This is a genomic window from Mycolicibacter algericus DSM 45454 (assembly GCF_002086455.1).
Classification (GTDB): Bacteria; Actinomycetota; Actinomycetes; order Mycobacteriales; family Mycobacteriaceae; genus Mycobacterium; species Mycobacterium algericum.
The window spans coordinates 17657-36205 of the sequence record NZ_MVHC01000004.1 but is presented as its reverse complement, the minus strand read 5'-3'; the positions used below and the strand labels follow the sequence as shown (position 1 = coordinate 36205).

The 18549-nt window shown below is 67.8% G+C and carries 13 protein-coding genes; 7 read left to right on the top strand and 6 right to left on the bottom strand.

Annotated elements, in window-relative coordinates; all coding sequences use genetic code 11:
* Positions 1-11 precede the first annotated feature (11 nt).
* Positions 12-2150: an elongation factor G-like protein EF-G2 gene (locus BST10_RS05180; RefSeq protein WP_083036829.1), complete on the bottom strand. Its 2139-nt coding sequence runs from the start codon at positions 2148-2150 to the stop codon at positions 12-14.
* Between the two features lie 216 nt (positions 2151-2366).
* Here BST10_RS05180 and BST10_RS05175 point away from each other — a divergent pair, with 216 nt between their 5' ends.
* Positions 2367-3419, top strand: coding sequence for a S1C family serine protease (locus BST10_RS05175; protein ID WP_083036827.1), 1053 nt, complete (start codon positions 2367-2369; stop codon positions 3417-3419).
* Between the two features lie 27 nt (positions 3420-3446).
* Entirely contained in the window at positions 3447-4127 is a 681-nt protein-coding gene (locus BST10_RS05170; RefSeq protein WP_109559410.1) for a YoaK family protein, read from the top strand.
* 97 nt (positions 4128-4224) lie between these two features.
* Here the strand turns inward: BST10_RS05170 and ag85C are convergent, their stop codons facing one another.
* Positions 4225-5217 (bottom strand): diacylglycerol acyltransferase/mycolyltransferase Ag85C, encoded by a 993-nt coding sequence (gene ag85C, locus BST10_RS05165; protein WP_013831103.1) that lies wholly within the window; start codon positions 5215-5217, stop codon positions 4225-4227.
* Positions 5218-5442: 225 nt separating this feature from the next.
* On the opposite strand from ag85C, the gene BST10_RS05160 reads away from it, so the two are divergent.
* Entirely contained in the window at positions 5443-6654 is a 1212-nt protein-coding gene (locus tag BST10_RS05160; protein WP_083036824.1) for a CoA transferase, read from the top strand.
* 33 nt (positions 6655-6687) lie between these two features.
* Positions 6688-7143, top strand: a complete 456-nt coding sequence (locus tag BST10_RS05155) for a MaoC family dehydratase (protein WP_083036822.1) — start codon at positions 6688-6690, stop codon at positions 7141-7143.
* Here the strand turns inward: BST10_RS05155 and BST10_RS05150 are convergent.
* Positions 7131-8234 (bottom strand): MinD/ParA family ATP-binding protein, encoded by a 1104-nt coding sequence (locus BST10_RS05150; RefSeq protein WP_205277440.1) that lies wholly within the window; start codon positions 8232-8234, stop codon positions 7131-7133. The two genes, BST10_RS05155 and BST10_RS05150, sit on opposite strands and share 13 nt — an antisense overlap.
* Positions 8235-8326: 92 nt before the next feature.
* Positions 8327-9751: a type I glutamate--ammonia ligase gene (glnA, locus tag BST10_RS05145; RefSeq protein ID WP_083036820.1), complete on the bottom strand. Its 1425-nt coding sequence runs from the start codon at positions 9749-9751 to the stop codon at positions 8327-8329.
* A 266-nt stretch (positions 9752-10017) separates the two neighbouring features.
* On the opposite strand from glnA, the gene gltB reads away from it, so the two are divergent.
* Both gltB and BST10_RS05135 read left to right on the top strand, forming a co-directional pair.
* Complete coding sequence (gene gltB, locus BST10_RS05140; protein WP_083037135.1) at positions 10018-14640, top strand: glutamate synthase large subunit; 4623 nt, start codon at positions 10018-10020, stop codon at positions 14638-14640.
* On the top strand, positions 14633-16084 hold the full coding sequence (locus tag BST10_RS05135) for a glutamate synthase subunit beta (RefSeq protein ID WP_083036817.1): 1452 nt from the start codon (positions 14633-14635) through the stop codon (positions 16082-16084). The genes gltB and BST10_RS05135 overlap by 8 nt, the downstream gene beginning before the upstream one ends.
* A gap of 399 nt (positions 16085-16483) precedes the next feature.
* On the opposite strand, the gene BST10_RS05125 is transcribed toward BST10_RS05135, so the two are convergent.
* Entirely contained in the window at positions 16484-17347 is an 864-nt protein-coding gene (locus BST10_RS05125) for an LLM class F420-dependent oxidoreductase (protein WP_083036811.1), read from the bottom strand.
* Positions 17348-17474: 127 nt separating this feature from the next.
* Between BST10_RS05125 and BST10_RS05120 the strand changes: the two genes are divergently transcribed.
* Positions 17475-17897: a hypothetical protein gene (locus tag BST10_RS05120; protein WP_041320385.1), complete on the top strand. Its 423-nt coding sequence runs from the start codon at positions 17475-17477 to the stop codon at positions 17895-17897.
* A 12-nt stretch (positions 17898-17909) separates the two neighbouring features.
* Here the strand turns inward: BST10_RS05120 and BST10_RS05115 are convergent, their stop codons facing one another.
* The gene (locus BST10_RS05115) at positions 17910-18548 is read right to left on the bottom strand and encodes a TetR/AcrR family transcriptional regulator (protein ID WP_083036809.1); all 639 of its coding nucleotides are present in this window, start codon (positions 18546-18548) and stop codon (positions 17910-17912) included.
* Position 18549 lies beyond the last annotated feature (1 nt).

The window sequence follows — 18549 nt, the reverse complement described above, 5'->3', positions numbered from 1 at the left end:
GTCGGTGCGGGTTACGCGCTGCTGCCGGCGTGCGCGGCTCTGGATCCCGGGGACGCCGAGGACTCCGGCAGCGGCTCATATCGGGCGAAGCGGCGGGTGAACGAACCGGTGCCGTGCGTGAGCGAACGCAGATCGACCACGTACCGGATCAGCTCGGTTTGTGGTACTTCGGCTTTCACCAGCGTGCGGTCGGCACCGACTTTATCGGTGCCGACCACCCGGGCGCGGCGAGCCGACAGATCGCCCATCACCGCACCGACCAGTTCGTCGGGAACCAGCACCGTGACGTCGTCGATCGGCTCGAGCAACCGCACCCGGCCTGCGGCCGCGGCGTCGCGTAGTGCGGCCGCGCCCGCCATCTGGAACGCGAAGTCGGACGAGTCGACGCTGTGCGCTTTGCCGTCGAGCAAGGTCACCCGGATGTCGACCACCGGGTAGCCGGCGCCGGCTCCACCGGTGAGCCCCCGCTCCAGCTGCGCGCGGACGCCCTTCTCCACGCTGGGGATGAACTGGCGGGGCACCGCCCCGCCCACCACCCGGTCGACGAACTCGAAACCGGAACCTTGGGCCAGCGGCTCGACTTCGATGTCGCAGACCGCGTACTGGCCGTGCCCGCCGGACTGCTTAACATGGCGGCCGTGCCCGTTGGCCCTGCTGACGAACGTCTCCCGTAGCGCGATCCGCAGCGCGACGGTGTCCACCGACACCCAGTGGGTCAGGGCGTCGAGCACGATGCCCGAGTGCGCCTCGCCCAGGCACCACAGCACGGTCTGATGGGTTTCCGGGTTCCGCTCGATCCGCAGCCCGGGGTCCTCGGCCGCCAGCCGCGCCAGCCCGACCGCCAGCTTGTCCTCGTCGGTCTTGGCGTGCGGGACGACCGCGACCGGCAGCAGTGGGTCGGGCATCGACCAGGGTTTGCAGACCAACGGTTCGGCCTTGTCCGACAGCGTGTCCCCGGTCTCGGCGTGGCTGAGCCGCCCCACCGTGCAGATGTCGCCGGCCATGACCGCGGTGGCCGGCCGCTGTTGTCTGCCGAGTGGAAACGCCAGCGCCCCGATCCGGTCGTCCTCGTCGTGGTCGGCATGGCCGCTGCCGTCGCCGAAGAACCCGGTGCAGTGTCCGCTGACATGGATCCCGCTGTCGGGCTTGATGGTTCCGGAGAACACCCGCACCAGGCTGACCCGCCCGACGTAGGGATCCGACGTCGTGCGGACCACCTCGGCCAGCAGTGGCCCGGCCGGGTCACAGCTCAGCCCGGGGCGCGCCGCACCGTCGGGGGTGAACACCTCCGGGAGCAGATGCTCGGGCGGCCCGGGGAATTCAGCGGTGATGACCTCGAGCAGTTCGGCAACGCCGACGCCGGTGGTGCTGCAGACCGGGATGACCGGAAACAACGAACCGCGCGCCAGCACCTGTTCCAGGGCCCGCTCCAGGTCTTTGGTGAGCACCGCCCCGTCGGTCGGCTCCCCTCCCAGGTAGCGGTCCAGCAGCGACTCGTCCTCGGACTCCTCGATGATCGCCTCGATCAGTTCGCCGCGTTGTCGCTCGGTGTCGGGCGCCTCGCAGCGCTCCGCCGCCAGCAGCGCGGTCAGGCCGGCGCCGGGGGCGGTGGGAGCCGGCAGGTACAGCGGCAGCACCTGCTCACCGAAGGCCGTCCGGGCGGCCGCCACGGTGCCCGGGTAGTCCGCCCGGGCATGGTCCAGCTTGGTCACCACCACCGCCCGCGGCATGGCGAGCTGGTGGCATTCCTGCCACAACACATGGGCGGCCTCATCGATGTCCTCATTGGCCGCCACCACGAACAGCGCAGCATCGGCGGCCCGCAACCCCGCCCGTAGTTCCCCGAGGAAATCGGCGTAACCGGGCGTGTCGATCAGGTTGACCTTGACCCCGTCGTGCGACAGCGATGCGCACGCCACCCCGACCGAACGCTGCTGGCGGATCTCGGCGTCGTCGTAGTCGCAGACCGTGCTGCCGTCGCCGACGGAACCGGCTCGCGGCAACACCCCGGCCGCGACCAGCATCGCCTCCACGAGGGTGGTCTTGCCGGAGCCGGGCGGACCGACCAGCACGACATTGCGGATGGCGGCCGGACTGGCCGCGGTGGGGGCTGCAGCAGCGCCCCTTGAGGTCCCGGTCTTGTCTGCCATGGCGTCCTCCTGCACGCTCAGCCTTCCTGCAACGGAGGCTGAGCACAACCCCTCCGGCAGCTCGGTGTTTGGCCAGCTGGCAGCCACCTTTTGCGGTCCGTACCGACGGTTCCGGTAAGCTTGCGGTGTTTCTCTCACGGATCCACGTCGTAAGAGGTGCTGGGATGTGCCGGATTTCGGCACTCGTATCGTGACCGACCGCAGGAGGTAACGCCGATGAGCGGACCGCATCGCCCTCGCAGGTGGTGGCTGCTCAGCGTCACAGCGGCTGTGATCAGCACAGCCGGTCTGGGCCTTGGTGCAGTGCCGGTCCAGGCGGCACCGACGCTGCCCGCACCCCCGCTCGACCCGTCGGCGATGGTCGCGCAGGTCGGTCCCGCGGTGGTCAACATCGATGCGCAGATGGGGTATCAGAGCGCGGTCGGCGCCGGAACCGGGATCGTGCTGGATCCCAACGGCATCGTGCTCACCAACAACCACGTCATCGCCGGGGCCACCAGCCTCACCGTGGTCTCGGTCGGCAACGGGCAGAGCTACGACGTCGACGTGCTCGGCTTCGACCGCAGCCATGACGTGGCGGTGCTGCAGCTGCGCGGCGCCTCCGGCCTGCCGACTGCCAACATCGGCGACTCGTCCAAGGTCGCGATCGGCGACCCGGTGGTCGCGATGGGCAACGCCGGCGGCCAGGGTGGCACGCCGAGCGCGGTGCCCGGCAAGGTCATCGGCTTGAACCAGACCGTCTCGGCCGCCGACGAACTCACCGGCAACACCGAGACGCTGACGAACATGATCAAGGCCGACACCGCGATCCGCCCCGGGGATTCCGGCGGCCCGATGGTGAACGCGGCCGGCCAGGTGATCGGGATGAACACCGCGGCGTCGGACAACTACAAGTTCGCCCAGCCCGGCGGCGAAGGCTACGCGATCCCGATCAACCAGGCGATGGCCATCGCCGGACAGATTCGCGCCGGCATCTCGTCACCCACCGTCCACATCGGTGAGACCGCGTTCATGGGTGTCGGCGTGGTGGACAACAACGGTGCGGCGCGGGTCGCCCAGGTGCTCGAGGGCACCCCGGCTGCCGAGAGCGGTATCGCCAGGGACGACATCATCACCTCGGTCAACGGCCGGCCGGTCAACTCGCCCACCGACCTGACCGACGTACTCGACCAGCGCCACCCCGGCGACACCATCACCTTGAGCTGGCGCACCCCGACGGGCAGCGAACACAGCGCCACCATCACCCTGGTGCCGGGCCCGGTCGGCTGAGGTAGAACTCATCAGTTCCAGGCTCGCGTGATACGCCGGCACTACGACAGTGAAACCAAGCTGTCCTGGGTGCTCGCCGCCCTGGCCGGGGTGCTGGCGGCGACGGCGTACACCCATTCGGAGGGCTACTTCGTCACCTTCATGACCGGCAACGCCGGGCGTGCGGTGCTGGGGGTGTTCGACGGCAACGAGTGGCTGTCGATCTCTGCGGCGGCCCTGCTGTTCTCCTTTCTGGGCGGCGTGCTGACCGCCTCGGTCTTCCGGCGCCGGGTCTGGCGCCACCAGCCGCACGGCGCGCTGCTGCTGACCGCCGTCGCCCTGCTGGCCGCGACCCTGCTGGACTGGACCGTGGCGGGCGGGCCGTCGCTGCCGCTGCCGCTGCTGCCGATCCTGTTGGTCGCGTACGGGGTCGGCGCGCTCAACACCACCTTCGTCCGCGACGGCGAGGTGTCGATCCCGTTGAGCTATGTCACCGGCACGGTGGTGAAACTGGGCCAGGGCATCGAGCGCCATTTCAACGGCGGCAGCATTGCGGACTGGCTGGGCCACTTCATGCTGCTCGCCGGCTACACCTCCGGCGCGGCCGTCGGTGGCTGCATCAGCCTGGCGGCCGGCGGCACCTGGATGCTGGGCATCGCCACGGCGGTCTGCGTGCTGGCCATGTGGTACACCCACCGCTACGTCGACCGCCGCGACGTGTGGCGGTGACACCCGGCCCGCGTCGTCGCACGAAACCGACGTTTCGCAGGGCCGCTCTCGCGGTTCACCTGCAAAACGTCGGTCTCGCGTACCCGGGATGGGTCGATCAGGTCGGGTCGATTCCCACTCCCAGCACCCGCTGGATGTCGGGCTTCATCGCGACCAGCTGCTCGTTCCAGTACGGCCAGTCGTGCGTGCCGTTGGCCGGGAAGTTGAACACCCCGTTGTTGCCGCCGGCGGCCAGATAGTTCTGCTGGAACGTCTGGTTGGTGCGCAGCGTCAGGCTCTCCAGGAACTTGGCGGGCAGGTTGTTGCCGCCCAGGTCGCTCGGCGTGCCGTTGCCGCAGTAGACCCAGATGCGGGTGCGGTTGGCCACCAGCCGCGGGATCTGCACCATCGCGTCGTTCCGCCGCCAGGCCGGGTCGGACGAGGGACCCCACATGCTGTTGGCGTTGTAACCGCCGGCGTCGTTCATCGCCAACCCGATCAACGTGGGCCACCAGCCCTCAGACGGGTTGAGGAAGCCCGAAAGGGCGGCGGCGTAGGGGAATTGCTGCGGGTAGTACGCGGCCAGGATCAGCGCCGAACCGCCCGCCATCGACAGTCCCACCACCGCGTTGCCGTTGGGCGACACGCTCTTGTTGGCCTGCATCCAGGCGGGCATCTCCCGGGTCAGGAAGGTCTCCCACTTGTAGGTGTAGTTCTGCCCGTTGCCCTGCGACGGCTGATACCAGTCGGAGTAGAAGCTGGACTGCCCGCCGACCGGCATGATCACCGACAGGCCCGAGCCGTAGTACTCCTCGAACGCCGGGGTGTTGATGTCCCAGCCGTTGTAGTCGTCCTGGGCTCGCAGCCCGTCCAGCAGGTACACCGCGTGGGCGCCACCCGGCTGGAACTGCACCTTGATGTCACGGCCCATCGACGCCGACGGCACCTGCAGGTACTCCACCGGCAGGCCCGGCCGGGAGAACGCGGACGCGTCGCCCGAACCGCCGACGACCCCGACGAGTCCGCCCAGCAGTGCGGCCCCCACTGCCGCGACCGACAGCCGGCGTGACACCCGGCCCGCCGCGTGACGCAACTTCTCAACGCTCTTCATAAGCTGATTCCCATCCCAATGGTCGTTCCGCAAGCTGCGGAAGGCTTGTGGCTTTGTCCTCCTGCACGAAGTCAAACACGATGCGTCGTCGTGTCCTGTTCGCCGCCACGGGATTTCATATCGCGGTTCGGCAACGATTGAGATTCGGCGCGGACTCGCTCGCGGCCGGGGTCGCGGCCGGGGTAGGCATATAGTCGACGTAATCATCGACGCAAGGAGCAGGGAATGGTCCCGACTGCCGCGGAGGCGCCGCGACCGCTGGCCGGGGTGCGCGTCATCGAGATCGCCAGCTTCGTGGCGGTGCCGCTTGCCGGGATGACGCTGGCTCAACTCGGCGCTGACGTGGTGCGGATCGACCCGGTCGGCGGGGCGGCCGACTACCGTCGCTGGCCGGTCACCGAAGACGGCACGTCGATCTACTGGACCGGGCTGAACAAGGGCAAGCGTTCGATGGCCGCCGATCTGCGGGCACCGGAAGGGCAGCGACTGGTGCAGCGCCTGATCGCCGAAAGCGGTGTGGTGCTGACGAATATGGCCGGTCGGCAATGGCTTTCCTTCGACACACTGGTCGCCGAGCGTGCCGACCTGATCCATCTCGAGGTGCTCGGCCGCGCCGACGGCTCCACCGCCGTGGACTACACGGTCAACGCGGCCACCGGCTTTCCGCTGGTGACCGGGCACGCGGACTACGGCGCACCGATCAACCACGTGCTGCCGGCCTGGGACATCGCGTGTGGGCTGCACGGCGCACTGGCAGTGGTCGCCGCGCTGCATCGCCGGGACCGCACGGGTGAGCCCTGCCGGATCCGGCTGGCGTTGGAGGACGTCGCGCTGGGAACCGCCAGCGCACTCGGCTTCCTCACCGAGGCGATGGTCAACGGTGCGCGGCGGGAACGCATCGGCAACGCGCTCTACGGCAGCTACGGCCAGACTTTCACCGGCAGTGACGGTGTGTCGTTCATGATCGTCACGCTGACCAACCGGCACTTCCGCGACCTGACAGAATTGACCGGAACGACGAAAGTCATTGCCGCACTGGCCGATGCGCGCGATATTGACTTTGGCGACGAAGGGCAGCGCTACCGTCACCGCGACGTGCTCACCGGCCTGTTCAACGGCTGGTTCGCTGAGCGGACGGGAGCCCAGATCGAGGCGGCCCTTGCCGGCACTTCGCTGCTGTGGGACCGCTACCGCAGCTTCGCCGACGTGGCCGCAGACGAGCGGCTGGGCGATAACGCGATGTTCCGGTCGCTGCACCAGCCCCGGATCGGCGACTATCTGGCGGCCGGGCTGCCGGCGTCCCTCGACGGTGTACACCCGCCTGCCGTCGCGGCACCGGCCTTGGGCGCCGACACCGAACAGTTGTTGACCGAACTGGGGATGACAATCGACGATATCGAGCTGCTGCGCCGAAATGGCACGGTGGCAACGGATTAGATGCAACGAATCAGATAGGGGAAGCGGGAGCGTATGCGCACTTTCGAATCGATCGAGGAACTCGCCGCCTGCCAGGGCGAGCCGATCGGCCACAGCGAATGGGTGACCATCACCCAGGAAGCGGTCAATCTGTTCGCCGACGCCACCGGTGATCACCAGTGGATCCATGTCGACCCGGAGCGGGCCGCCGACGGGCCGTTCGGGACCACGATCGCTCACGGCTACCTGACGCTGGCCATGCTGCCGAAACTGATGGCGCAGATCAGCCGCCTTGAGGGAGTGAAGCTGGCGATCAACTACGGGCTGAACAAGGTGCGCTTCCCGGCGCCCGTTCCGGTCGGCTCCAAAATCCGGGCGGAGACCTCCGTGGTCGAGGTCACCGATGTCGGCGGCGGCGCCCAGCAGGTGACCTACTCGACCACGGTGTCCATCGACGGAAGGGCCAAGCCGGCCTGCGTCGCCGAGAGCGTCGTGCGCTACCTGCTCTGATTCGGCCTGGTCTTGGCGTCCCGGCCGCCGGGGCGCGACGAGAAGTAATGCGCGATGATCGCCGCGATCTGCAGGAAGCGCCGGCGGGTGGCCGGTGCCATCTCCTGCATGATGTCGATCACCCCGCCGGGCCGCAGGTGCGGGTCGAACGGTACCTCGACCACCGCTTGGCCGTGCCGCAGGAACTGCGCGGTGAGCGCGGAGCGGGTGCGCTGGTCGGCGTGGCCGTCGGAGTCGTTGAGCACCACGACGGTGCGCTGCAGCAGACCGCCCTGGCCGCGGTCTGCGAGCCACTCCATGGTCTTGGCGGCCGCGCCGGCGCCGTCCGCCCAGGGCGAGGACACCACGATCAGCGCGTCGAGGTCGCGCAGGGCCTCCTGGGTCACCGGTGAGTCCATCGTCGAACCGCAGTCGATGATCGAGATGGTGAAGTGCCGGTCCAGGCGCAGCGCCGCCTCCCGGTACAGCGCGGCGTCGAGGATCCGGCGCCGACCGGCGGCCGGCTCGCCGACCAGCACGTAGAGTCCCGCGGCGTTGGCGCCCACCCGGCTGCTGATGTCGGCGAACGACTGCATGCCCGCATCGGCTGCCAGATCCCAGTAGGAACTGGTGGCGCGCGGGTCGATACGGCTGCCGAGCCGGCCGAACGCGGTGTCGGCGTCGACGGCCACCACGTGATCGGCCCGGCGCAGTGCGGCGAACACCGAACCCACGCTGGCCGCCACCGTGGTCTTGCCGACACCGCCCTTGCCCAACACGCCCACCTTGTAACTGCCGTTCGGCATCGATCGGATGGCCGCCTCGTAGGCGGTCTCCTCCCGTTCGGCCGGTGAGGGACCCAGGTTGACCAGCCCGAACGTCGCCGAGAGCACGACACGCCGCCAGCCGCGGGTCGGGCGGGGCCGGAGCGGCGGCAGCGGGGCCGGCGCCGGATAGGGCGCGTGCTGCAGTGGCGGCTGCGGCTGCGGTTGCGGCGGCGGTTGCCAGGGCCGTTGTTGTGCCGGTTGCTGGGGCTGCTGTTGCCGATGCTGTTGTGGATGCTGTTGCGACGGCGGCACCCGGCCCCGCAGGAAGTCGTCCTGGGCGTTCATAGGCTCCTCGGGGCATACAGAAGCGGCACGGCCGGGTGGCCCGACAACCCTGCAGCTTAATCGCGGCGGCGTCGATACCGCGTCAGCCCCGGTCAGCAGTCGTAGTACAGCGCGAACTCGTAGGGGTGCGGGCGCAGGTTGATCGGGTTGATCTCGTGCTCCCGCTTGTAGCTGATCCAAGTGTTGATGAGGTCGGGAGTGAAAACCCCGCCTTCGGTGAGGTATTCGTGGTCGGCTTCCAGATTGTCGATCACCTGGGACAACTGGGTGGGTGCCTGCGGGATGGCGGCCGCCTCGTCGGGCGGCAGCTCGTAGAGGTCCTTGTCGACCGGGTCGGGCGGCTCGATCTTGTTCTTGACGCCGTCGACGCCGGCCATCAGCATCGCGGCGAACGCCAGGTACGGGTTGCCCGAGGAGTCCGGGCAGCGGAACTCCAGCCGCTTGGCCTTGGGGTTGGTGCCGGTGATCGGGATGCGCACACAGGCCGAGCGGTTGCGCTGGCTGTAGACCAGGTTGATCGGCGCCTCGTAGTGCGGCACCAGGCGCTTGTAGGAGTTGATGGTCGGGTTGGTGAACGCCAGCAGTGACGGGGCGTGGTGCAGGATGCCGCCGATGTAATGCCGGGCGGTGTCCGACAGTCCGGCGTAGCCGGCCTCGTCGTAGAACAGCGGTTCGCCGTCCTGCCAGACCGACTGGTGCACGTGCATGCCCGAGCCGTTGTCGCCGAACAGTGGCTTGGGCATGAAGGTGACGGTCTTGCCGTGCGCCCAGGCGGTGTTCTTGATGATGTATTTGAACAGCATCAAATCGTCGGCGGCGTGCAGCAGCGTGTTGAACCGGTAGTTGATCTCGGTCTGGCCGGCGGTGCCGACCTCGTGGTGACCGCGCTCCACCGCGAAACCGGCGTTGGTCAGGTTGGTGGCCATCGCGTCGCGCAGGTCGACGAACTGGTCGTTGGGCGCCACCGGGAAGTAGCCGCCCTTGGGCCGGACCTTGTAGCCGCGGTTGGGGCTGCCGTCCGGTTCGGTGGTCTTGCCGGTGTTCCACCACCCCGCAACCGAATCCACCTGGTAGAACGAGCCGTTCATCTGCGAGTCGAAGCTCACCGAGTCGAAGATGTAGAACTCGGCTTCGGCGCCGAAGTAGGCGGTGTCGGCGATGCCGGTGCTCGTCAGGTAGTTCTCCGCCTTGCGCGCCACGTTGCGCGGGTCGCGGGAGTAGGGCTCACGGGTGAACGGGTCGTGGACGAAGAAGTTCAGGTTCAGCGTCTTGGCCGCCCGGAACGGATCGATCCATGCGGTGTGCAGGTCGGGCAGCAGCAGCATGTCCGACTCGTGGATGGACTGGAAGCCCCGGATCGACGAACCGTCGAAGGCCAACCCGTCCTCGAACACGCTCGCATCCACCGCTGAGGCAGGGATGGAGAAATGTTGCATCACGCCCGGTAGATCACAGAACCGAACGTCGACGTACTCCACTGACTCGTCGGCGAGCAGCTTGAAAATATCGACGTCCATCCCGGATCTCCTTTGCGTGCGGCCAGCCAGACGATAGGCAGCCCACATTTCCTGGACATCATCCGGATATTGCGTCCAGGTAACACAACGCTGCCGGTCGATCATTTGTCCAGCAGGTGGCACGCGACGCTGGTCGGGGTATATCGTGACGTTGCCTGTGAAGAATTTCAGGCGGACCGCCGTTCAATGTCGCACGGACCAATCCTCTCGAGCGCTCGTCGATGTCAGACGAGTCGACTCCGGAAAGTGCGAAGGATCAGGTGGTGATGACACCCTCCCGGGCCGGGCTCTACAACCCCGCGTTCGAACACGACGCGTGCGGTGTGGCCATGGTCGTCGACATTCACGGCCGACGTAGTCGCGACATCGTCGACAAGGCGATCACCGCGCTGCTCAACCTCGAGCACCGCGGCGCCGCCGGAGCCGAACCGCACAGCGGTGACGGCGCCGGCATCCTGATCCAGGTTCCCGACCAGTTCCTGCGTGCGGTCACCGATTTCGACCTGCCGGCCGAAGGCGACTACGCCACCGGCATCGCTTTCCTGCCGCAGTCGGCCAAAGACGCGGCGGCCGCCTGCGCCGGCCTGGAGAAGATCGTCGAAGCCGAAGGGTTGCAGGTACTTGGCTGGCGCGACGTGCCGACCGACGACTCGTCGCTGGGCGCGTTGGCTCGTGACGCGATGCCCACCTTCCGCCAGCTGTTCATCGCCGGGGCCTCCGGCATGGAGCTGGAGCGACGCGCCTACGTGGTGCGCAAACGCGCCGAGCACGAGTTGGGTAACAAGGGGCCCGGACAGGACGGCCCGGGGCGCGAGACCATCTATTTCCCAAGCCTTTCCGGCCGGACGATGGTTTACAAGGGCATGTTGACCACGCCGCAGCTCAAGGCCTTCTATCCCGACCTGGCCGACGGGCGGCTGCACAGTGCGCTGGGTATCGTGCACTCCCGGTTTTCCACCAACACGTTTCCGTCGTGGCCGCTGGCGCACCCGTTCCGGCGCATCGCGCACAACGGCGAGATCAACACCGTCACCGGCAACGAGAACTGGATGCGGGCCCGGGAGGCGCTGATCCGGACCGAGGTCTTCGGCGCTGCGGGAGCGGAAGGCGCTGGCGGAGCCCACAACAGCGCCACCAAGCTGTTCCCGGTCTGCACTCCGGGTGCCTCCGATACCGCCCGGTTCGACGAGGTGCTCGAACTGCTGCACCTGGGGGGCCGCAGCCTGCCGCATGCGGTGCTGATGATGATCCCGGAGGCCTGGGAGCGGCACGAGAGCATGGACGCCGCCACCCGCGCGTTCTACGAATACCACGATTCGCTCATGGAGCCCTGGGACGGCCCGGCCTCGATGACCTTCACCGACGGGACCCTGGTGGGTGCGGTGCTGGACCGCAACGGGCTGCGGCCGTCGAGGATCTGGGTCACCGACGACGGGCTGGTGGTGATGGCGTCCGAGGCCGGAGTGCTCGACCTGGATCCCGCCACCGTGGTGCACCGGCAACGGCTGCAGCCCGGCCGGATGTTCTTGGTGGACACCGCCGCCGGACGGATCATCTCCGATCAGGAGATCAAATCGACGCTGGCGGCCGAGCGCCCCTACCGGCAGTGGATCGACGAGGCGCTGATCGGCATCGACGAACTGCCGCCCGGTGACGCGCCCCGCATGGAGCACCACCGGGTGCTGTTGCGCCAGCTGGTATTCGGATACACCTACGAAGAACTCAACCTGCTGCTCGCCCCGATGGCCCGCTCCGGCGCCGAGCCGATCGGGTCGATGGGCACCGACACCCCGGTGGCGGTGCTCTCGGCGCGGCCCCGGTTGCTCTACGACTACTTTCAGCAGTTGTTCGCCCAGGTCACCAATCCACCGTTGGACGCCATCCGCGAAGAGGTGATCACCAGCCTGCAGGGCGCCCTCGGACCGGAGGGTGATCTGCTCAACACCGAAGCGCCCACCTGGCACCAGATCGTGCTGCCCCAGCCGATTCTGAGCAACCAGGACCTCGCGAAGCTGCTGAAACTGGACCCGGATCAGCGGATCGGGAACCGCGGCCCGCACGGCCTGTCGGCGGCGGTGATCAGTTGCCTGTACCCGGTGGCCGAGGGCGGGGCCGGGCTGCGCGCAGCGCTGCAGCAGGTATGCGCCCGGGCGTCGGCGGCGATCGACGACGGCGCCAGCTTCCTGGTGATCTCCGATCGGGAGTCCGACGAGACGCTGGCGCCCATCCCGTCGTTGCTGGCCACCGCCGCGGTGCACCACCATCTGGTCGCCGAACGCACCCGCACCAAGGTGGGCCTGGTGGTGGAGTCCGGCGACGCCCGCGAGGTGCACCACATCGCGGCGCTGATCGGCTTCGGCGCCGCCGCCGTCAACCCCTACCTGGCCTTCGAGTCCGTCGAGGACATGCTCGACCGGGGACTGATCGACGGTATCGAGCGGGGCAAGGCATTGGCCAACTACGCCAAGGCGGCCGGCAAGGGTGTGCTGAAGGTGATGTCCAAGATGGGTATCTCCACGCGGGCGTCCTACACCGGCGCACAACTGTTCCAGCCCGTCGGCATCTCCCAAGACATCCTCGACGAGTACTTCGCCGGTCTGTACTGCCCGATCGGCGGCATCACGCTCGACGACGTCGCCGCCGACGTGGCCAGCCGCCACGCGCTGGCCTACCTGGACCGTCCCGAGGAGCGTGCCCACCGCGAGTTGCCGGTTGGTGGTGAGTACCAGTGGCGCCGGGAGGGGGAGTACCACCTGTTCAACCCCGAAACGGTGTTCAAGCTGCAGCACTCCACCCGCACCGGCCAGTACGAGGTATTCAAGGAGTACACCGCGCTGGTCGATGATCAGAGTGAGCGGCTGGCCACCCTGCGGGGCCTGCTGAAGTTCAAAATCGGGGATCGGCCACCGGTTCCGATCGAGGAGGTCGAGCCGGCCACCGAGATCGTCAAACGGTTTTCAACCGGGGCGATGAGCTACGGTTCGATCTCCGCCGAAGCCCACGAGACGCTGGCGATCGCGATGAACCGGATCGGCGGCAGGTCGAACTGCGGCGAGGGCGGCGAACACGCCGGGCGCTACCTGCCAGACGAGAATGGCGACTGGCGGCGCAGCGCGATCAAGCAGGTCGCCTCCGGCCGGTTCGGCGTCACCAGCGACTACCTGGTCAACTGCACCGATCTGCAGATCAAGATCGCGCAAGGGGCCAAACCCGGTGAGGGCGGCCAGCTTCCGGGCAACAAGGTGTATCCGTGGATCGCCGAGGTCCGCCACGCCACCCCCGGCGTCGGGTTGATCTCGCCACCACCGCACCACGACATCTACTCCATTGAAGACCTCAAGCAGCTGATCCACGATCTGAAGAACGCCAACCCGGAGGCCCGTATCCACGTCAAACTGGTCGCGGAGAACGGCGTCGGGACGGTGGCGGCCGGGGTGTCCAAGGCGCACGCCGACGTGGTGCTGATCTCCGGCCACGACGGCGGCACCGGCGCGGCGCCGCTCACCTCGCTCAAGCACGCGGGGGCGCCGTGGGAGTTGGGCCTGGCCGAGACTCAGCAGACGTTGCTGCTCAACGGTCTTCGGGACCGGATCGTGGTGCAGGTGGACGGACAGCTCAAGACCGGCCGCGACGTGGTCATCGCCGCGCTGCTGGGCGCCGAGGAGTTCGGTTTCGCCACCGCGCCATTGGTGGTCTCGGGCTGCATCATGATGCGGGTCTGCCACCTGGACACCTGCCCGGTCGGGGTGGCCACTCAGAACCCGGAGCTGCGCAGCCGCTTCACCGGGCGGCCGGAATTCGTCGAGAACTTCTTCTGGTTCATCGCCGAAGAGGTCCGCGAATACCTTGCGGCGCTGGGGTTCCGCACCATCAATGAAGCGGTCGGGCAGGTCAACGCCCTGGACACCACGTTGGCGCGGGCGCACTGGAAGGCCCACAAGCTCGACCTCACACCGGTGCTGCACGAGCCGGAGTCGGCCTTCATGAACCAGGACCTGTACTGCAGCTCCGGCCAGGATCACGGCCTGGAGAAGGCGCTGGATCAGCAGTTGATCGTGATGAGCCGCGAAGCACTCGACTCCGGCACCCCGGTCCGGTTCACCAGCAAGATCTCCAACGTCAACCGGACCGTCGGCACCATGCTCGGGAACCAGGTCACCAAAGCCTATGGCGCCAAAGGCCTGCCCGCGGACACCATCGACATCACCTTCACCGGATCTGCCGGCAACAGCTTCGGTGCCTTCCTGCCGCCCGGGATCACGCTGCGGGTCTTCGGCGACGCCAACGACTATGTCGGCAAGGGCCTCTCCGGTGGCCGGATCGTGGTCCGGCCGCCGACCGACGCGCCCGACGGGTACGTCGCGGAGGACAACATCATCGGCGGCAACGTGATCCTGTTCGGCGCCACCAGCGGTGAGGTGTTTTTGCGGGGAGTGGTCGGTGAACGGTTCGCGGTCCGCAACTCCGGGGCACATGCCGTTGTCGAGGGTGTCGGCGACCACGGCTGCGAATACATGACCGGCGGGAAGGTGGTGGTGCTGGGCAGCACCGGACGCAACTTCGCCGCCGGGATGTCCGGCGGCGTCGCCTACGTCTACGACCCGGATGCACAACTGCCGGGCAGGCTCAACACCGAGATGGTCGAATTGGACGCCTTCGGTGACTTCGACGCCGACGACGTCAGCTGGCTGCGCGGGATCCTGGCCGCCCACGCCGAGGCAACCGACTCCGCGCCCGCACGGGCCATCCTGGCCGACTGGCCGAACCACCGTCGCCACTTCGTCAAGGTGATGCCGCGCGATTACCGAAGGGTGCTTGCAGCGGTGGCCGAGGCGAAGGCGAGCGGCACCGACCCGAATGAGGCGATCATGGCGGCAGCACATGGCTGACCCGAAGGGATTTCTCACCCACACCCAGCGCATCCTGCCGTTGCGCCGGCCGGTCTCCGAGCGGGTGGGCGACTGGAACGAGGTGTATCAGGAGTTCGCCGAGGACACGCTGCGCGAACAGGCGGGCCGCTGCATGGACTGCGGAGTCCCGTTCTGTCACACCGGATGTCCGCTGGGCAACCTGATCCCGGAATGGAACGACTTGGTCCGCACCGGGCGCTGGCGCGAGGCGTTCGACCGGCTGCACGCCACCAACAACTTCCCCGACTTCACCGGGCGGCTCTGTCCCGCGCCGTGTGAGCCGGCCTGCGTGCTGGGCATCAACCAGCCGCCCGTGACGATCAAGCAGGTCGAGTACGAGATCGTCGAGCGTGGCTTCATGCAAGGCTGGGCGGAGCCGATCCGGCCGTCGAAGATGACCGGCAAGTCGGTGGCGGTGGTGGGCTCCGGGCCGGCCGGGCTGGCCGCCGCCCAGCAACTCACCCGGGCCGGGCACGCGGTGACAGTCTACGAGCGTGATGACCGCATCGGAGGACTGCTGCGTTACGGCATACCGGAATTCAAGATGGAGAAGCGCATCGTCGACCGGCGGCTGGCTCAGATGGCCGCCGAGGGCACGGTGTTCCGGGCGGGCGTGAACGTCGGCGTGGATGTCACGGCCGATCAACTACGCAGCGACTTCGACGCCGTCGTGCTGGCCGGTGGGGCCACCGCGTGGCGCGATCTGCCGATCCCCGGCCGGGAACTCGACGGGATCCACCAGGCGATGGAGTACTTGCCGTGGGCGAACCGGGTACAGGCCGGTGATCTGTCCGAGCCGCCGATCACAGCGCACGGCAAGAAGGTGGTCATCATCGGCGGTGGCGACACCGGCGCCGACTGCCTGGGCACCGTGCACCGCCAGGGCGGCACTTGCGTGCACCAGTTCGAGATCATGCCGCGCCCGCCGGAGACTCGGGACCCGTCCACGCCGTGGCCGATGTACCCGCTGATCATGCGGACCTCGGCGGCGCACGAGGAGGGCGGTGACCGGGTGTTCTCGGTCAACACCGAGGAGTTCATCGGCCGAGACGGGCACGTCACCGGGCTGCGGGCCCACGAGGTGCGGCGGCGCAACGGGGGTTTCGAGAAGGTGGACGGCACCGACTTCGAACTCGAGGCCGACCTGGTGCTGCTGGCGATGGGGTTCGTCGGCCCGGAACGGTCGGCGTTGCTGACCGACCTGGGCGTGGAGTTCACCGGCCGCGGAACCGTGGCCCGCGATGCGGACTTCGCGACCGGCGTGCCGGGGGTCTACGTCGCCGGGGACATGGGACGCGGCCAGTCGCTGATCGTCTGGGCGATCGCCGAGGGCCGGGCCGCCGCCGCCGGCGCGGACCGGTATCTGATGGGCAAGACCGCCTTGCCGGCCCCGGTCACGCCGACGATGGCGCCGATCCGGTAGGGCCGTGCGACCGGCGCCGGCACACTGATTTCTACCCCTTTAGCAACTTGCGCCCCGATTACAACAAATGCAACACAATTCGGCGCGTCGCGTCGTGTTTGCCATGGCCCCGGTGTCTAATGGTCGGCAATGGGCATCGCGTTAACCGCTGTGTTAACATGGTCCGCGTTATTCCAATCTGGTCCAAGCCGGGGCGGGGGTTCATCACCGTGTACATTAACCCGATATATCGATACCGGATGGGCCGAATGGCCTGGTCACTGCTGCGCTATCCGCGCAGGAGCCGGGAGTTCCCGGCCAAGCACGAGCGTCTCATCACCGCCGACGAGTTGCTGCGCTACGCGACGTAGGCGTCCGGGCTGAGCCGGGTGTACTGGGCCCCAGAAAGTTTGCTGGTCGTTAGCCCGACGTGATCGGGGCCCAGAGGCCCGAATCGCGGACCGCCTCGGCGAGGGGTTCCAGCACCGCCGGGTCGTAGGGCACCGGCAGATAGACGATCGCCAGATCCAGCCCTTCGGCGCCGAGTGCCGCGGCGTCATCGATGACTTTGCGGTAGTCATGACCGGGGTCCAGGCGCACGTGCGCCGACAGCGTGATCTCGGCTGCGTCGCGGCCGATGTCAGCGCAGTGGCCGGCCAAGACGTCACGTTTGCGGGCGAATTCGGCCGGCGTGCCGCCGACGAAGTTCCAGTGTTGGGCGTAGCGCGCAGTGATCTTCAGGGTGCGCTTCTCGCCGCTGCCGCCGATACAGATCGGCGGGTGTGGACGCTGCGGGCCCTTCGGCTCGTTGCGGGCCGCGGCCAGCTGGTAGTAGTCGCCCTGGAAGTCCGTCGTCTCCTTGCTCAGCAGGCTGACCAGGACTTCACACGCCTCCTCGAAGCGATCGAAGCGCTCGCGGATGGTGCCCAGCTCGATCCCGTAGGCGCCGGACTCCTCCTCGTTCCAGCCGGCGCCGATGCCCAACTCCAGCCGGCCCCCGGAGATGATGTCGAGCGCGGCGGCCATATTGGCCAATACGGCGGGATGGCGATAGTGGATGCCGGTGACCAAGGTGCCCAGCCGCAGCCGGGTGGTGGCCTGCGCCAGCGCGGTCAGCGTCGTCCAGCCCTCCAGGCACGGCCCGGTCGAATCGGTGAAGATCGGGTAGAAATGGTCGAAGGTCCAGCCTGACTCGTAGACGTCGATGTCGTCGGCGGCCTGCCAGACCGCCAGCATGTCGGCCCAGCTGGTGTTCTGCGGGGAGGTCTTGAACGCGAAGCGCATCCCGCCGACGTTAGTGCCTACTCGGCGACCAGACACGAAAGCGCCCACCGACGGCCCGACTTGGGGGCTTTCACGTCTGGTCGGCGGATGAAACGCGGCGCCCGATAGGCTCGCCACTGTGGATGTGGTGACGCTGGGTATCGACACCAAGGTGACCCTGCTGGCGGCCGGCCTGATCTTCCTGCTGGCGCTGCTGCTGGGGGTCTGGAAGTACCAACAGATCGTCACCTCGGAGAATCACCAGGCGCACATCTACGTCGACATCGCCCACCGGGCGGCGCTGCTGTACTCCTTCGCTACGCTGCTGGTCGCGGTGTTCGTCGAGCTCAGCGGCTGGCCCACCTGGGTGAACATGACCGCGTCGATGGTGATGGTGTACTTCTTCGTCACCGCGATCGCCAGCTACATGCTGCACGGCGCCTTGCGTGACACCACCAACCAGTTCGAGAAGGCCGGCCCGCTGCTGAAGGTGGGCATGGTCTTGCTCATCATCGGTGAGATCGGCGGTTTCGCGGTGCTGCTGGCCGGTTTCGGTGTCGGCGAGTTCTGAGGAGGAAAGTCGTTACAGCGCTTCGCCGTAGATGCTGCTGACCCAGATGTGTGTCAGCGTGTCGACCACCCGATCATGGGCGACCGACGGTTCTTCGGCGATCAGGGCGGCCATCATCGTGCGCTCGTTCATCTGATTCAGCGACGTCGCCAGGTCCAGCGCGGGGATGGTGTGTGGCGCCGCGCCGCGATCGCGCTCGGCGGTGATCATCGCCGCGGTCTGTTGAATCCATCGCTGCATGAACCCATTCCACATCGCCTTGAACTCGGGACTGGTGGCCAGCGCTTCGGTGCCGGCGCGGGCGATCGCGCGATGCGAGCTGAACGCGATGAAGAACGCCTTGATGCCACTGCGCCAGATCCGTCGCGGGTCGCTGGGCAGCCGCTGCACCGCCCCGACGAAGTTCTCGTCGGCGGCCGCGATGAGTGGCTCCAGCAACGAGAGCAGCACGGCGTCCTTGGATTTGAAATAGAAGTAGAACGTGGGCCGCGAGATGCCGGCACCCTTGGCCAGGTCGTCCACGGAGATCTCGGCCAGCGGCCGTTGCTCGAGGAGTCGTTCGGCCGTGGTCAGGATCGCCCGCTCCCGGTCGTCGCCGGACGGCCGGGTCGAACGGCGGCTGCGGGATCGCGTGGAGCCAAGCGGGGTCACG

What these genes read in the sequence shown, in the direction of transcription:
- BST10_RS05180 (WP_083036829.1), bottom strand. Translation starts at nt 2,150, where the DNA reads ATGGCAGACAAGACCGGGACCTCAAGGGGCGCTGCTGCAGCCCCCACC.
- BST10_RS05175 (WP_083036827.1), top strand. Translation starts at nt 2,367, where the DNA reads ATGAGCGGACCGCATCGCCCTCGCAGGTGGTGGCTGCTCAGCGTCACA.
- ag85C (WP_013831103.1), bottom strand. Translation starts at nt 5,217, where the DNA reads ATGAAGAGCGTTGAGAAGTTGCGTCACGCGGCGGGCCGGGTGTCACGC.
- BST10_RS05160 (WP_083036824.1), top strand. Translation starts at nt 5,443, where the DNA reads ATGGTCCCGACTGCCGCGGAGGCGCCGCGACCGCTGGCCGGGGTGCGC.
- BST10_RS05155 (WP_083036822.1), top strand. Translation starts at nt 6,688, where the DNA reads ATGCGCACTTTCGAATCGATCGAGGAACTCGCCGCCTGCCAGGGCGAG.
- BST10_RS05150 (WP_205277440.1), bottom strand. Translation starts at nt 8,234, where the DNA reads ATGAACGCCCAGGACGACTTCCTGCGGGGCCGGGTGCCGCCGTCGCAA.
- glnA (WP_083036820.1), bottom strand. Translation starts at nt 9,751, where the DNA reads ATGGACGTCGATATTTTCAAGCTGCTCGCCGACGAGTCAGTGGAGTAC.
- gltB (WP_083037135.1), top strand. Translation starts at nt 10,018, where the DNA reads ATGACACCCTCCCGGGCCGGGCTCTACAACCCCGCGTTCGAACACGAC.
- BST10_RS05135 (WP_083036817.1), top strand. Translation starts at nt 14,633, where the DNA reads ATGGCTGACCCGAAGGGATTTCTCACCCACACCCAGCGCATCCTGCCG.
- BST10_RS05125 (WP_083036811.1), bottom strand. Translation starts at nt 17,347, where the DNA reads ATGCGCTTCGCGTTCAAGACCTCCCCGCAGAACACCAGCTGGGCCGAC.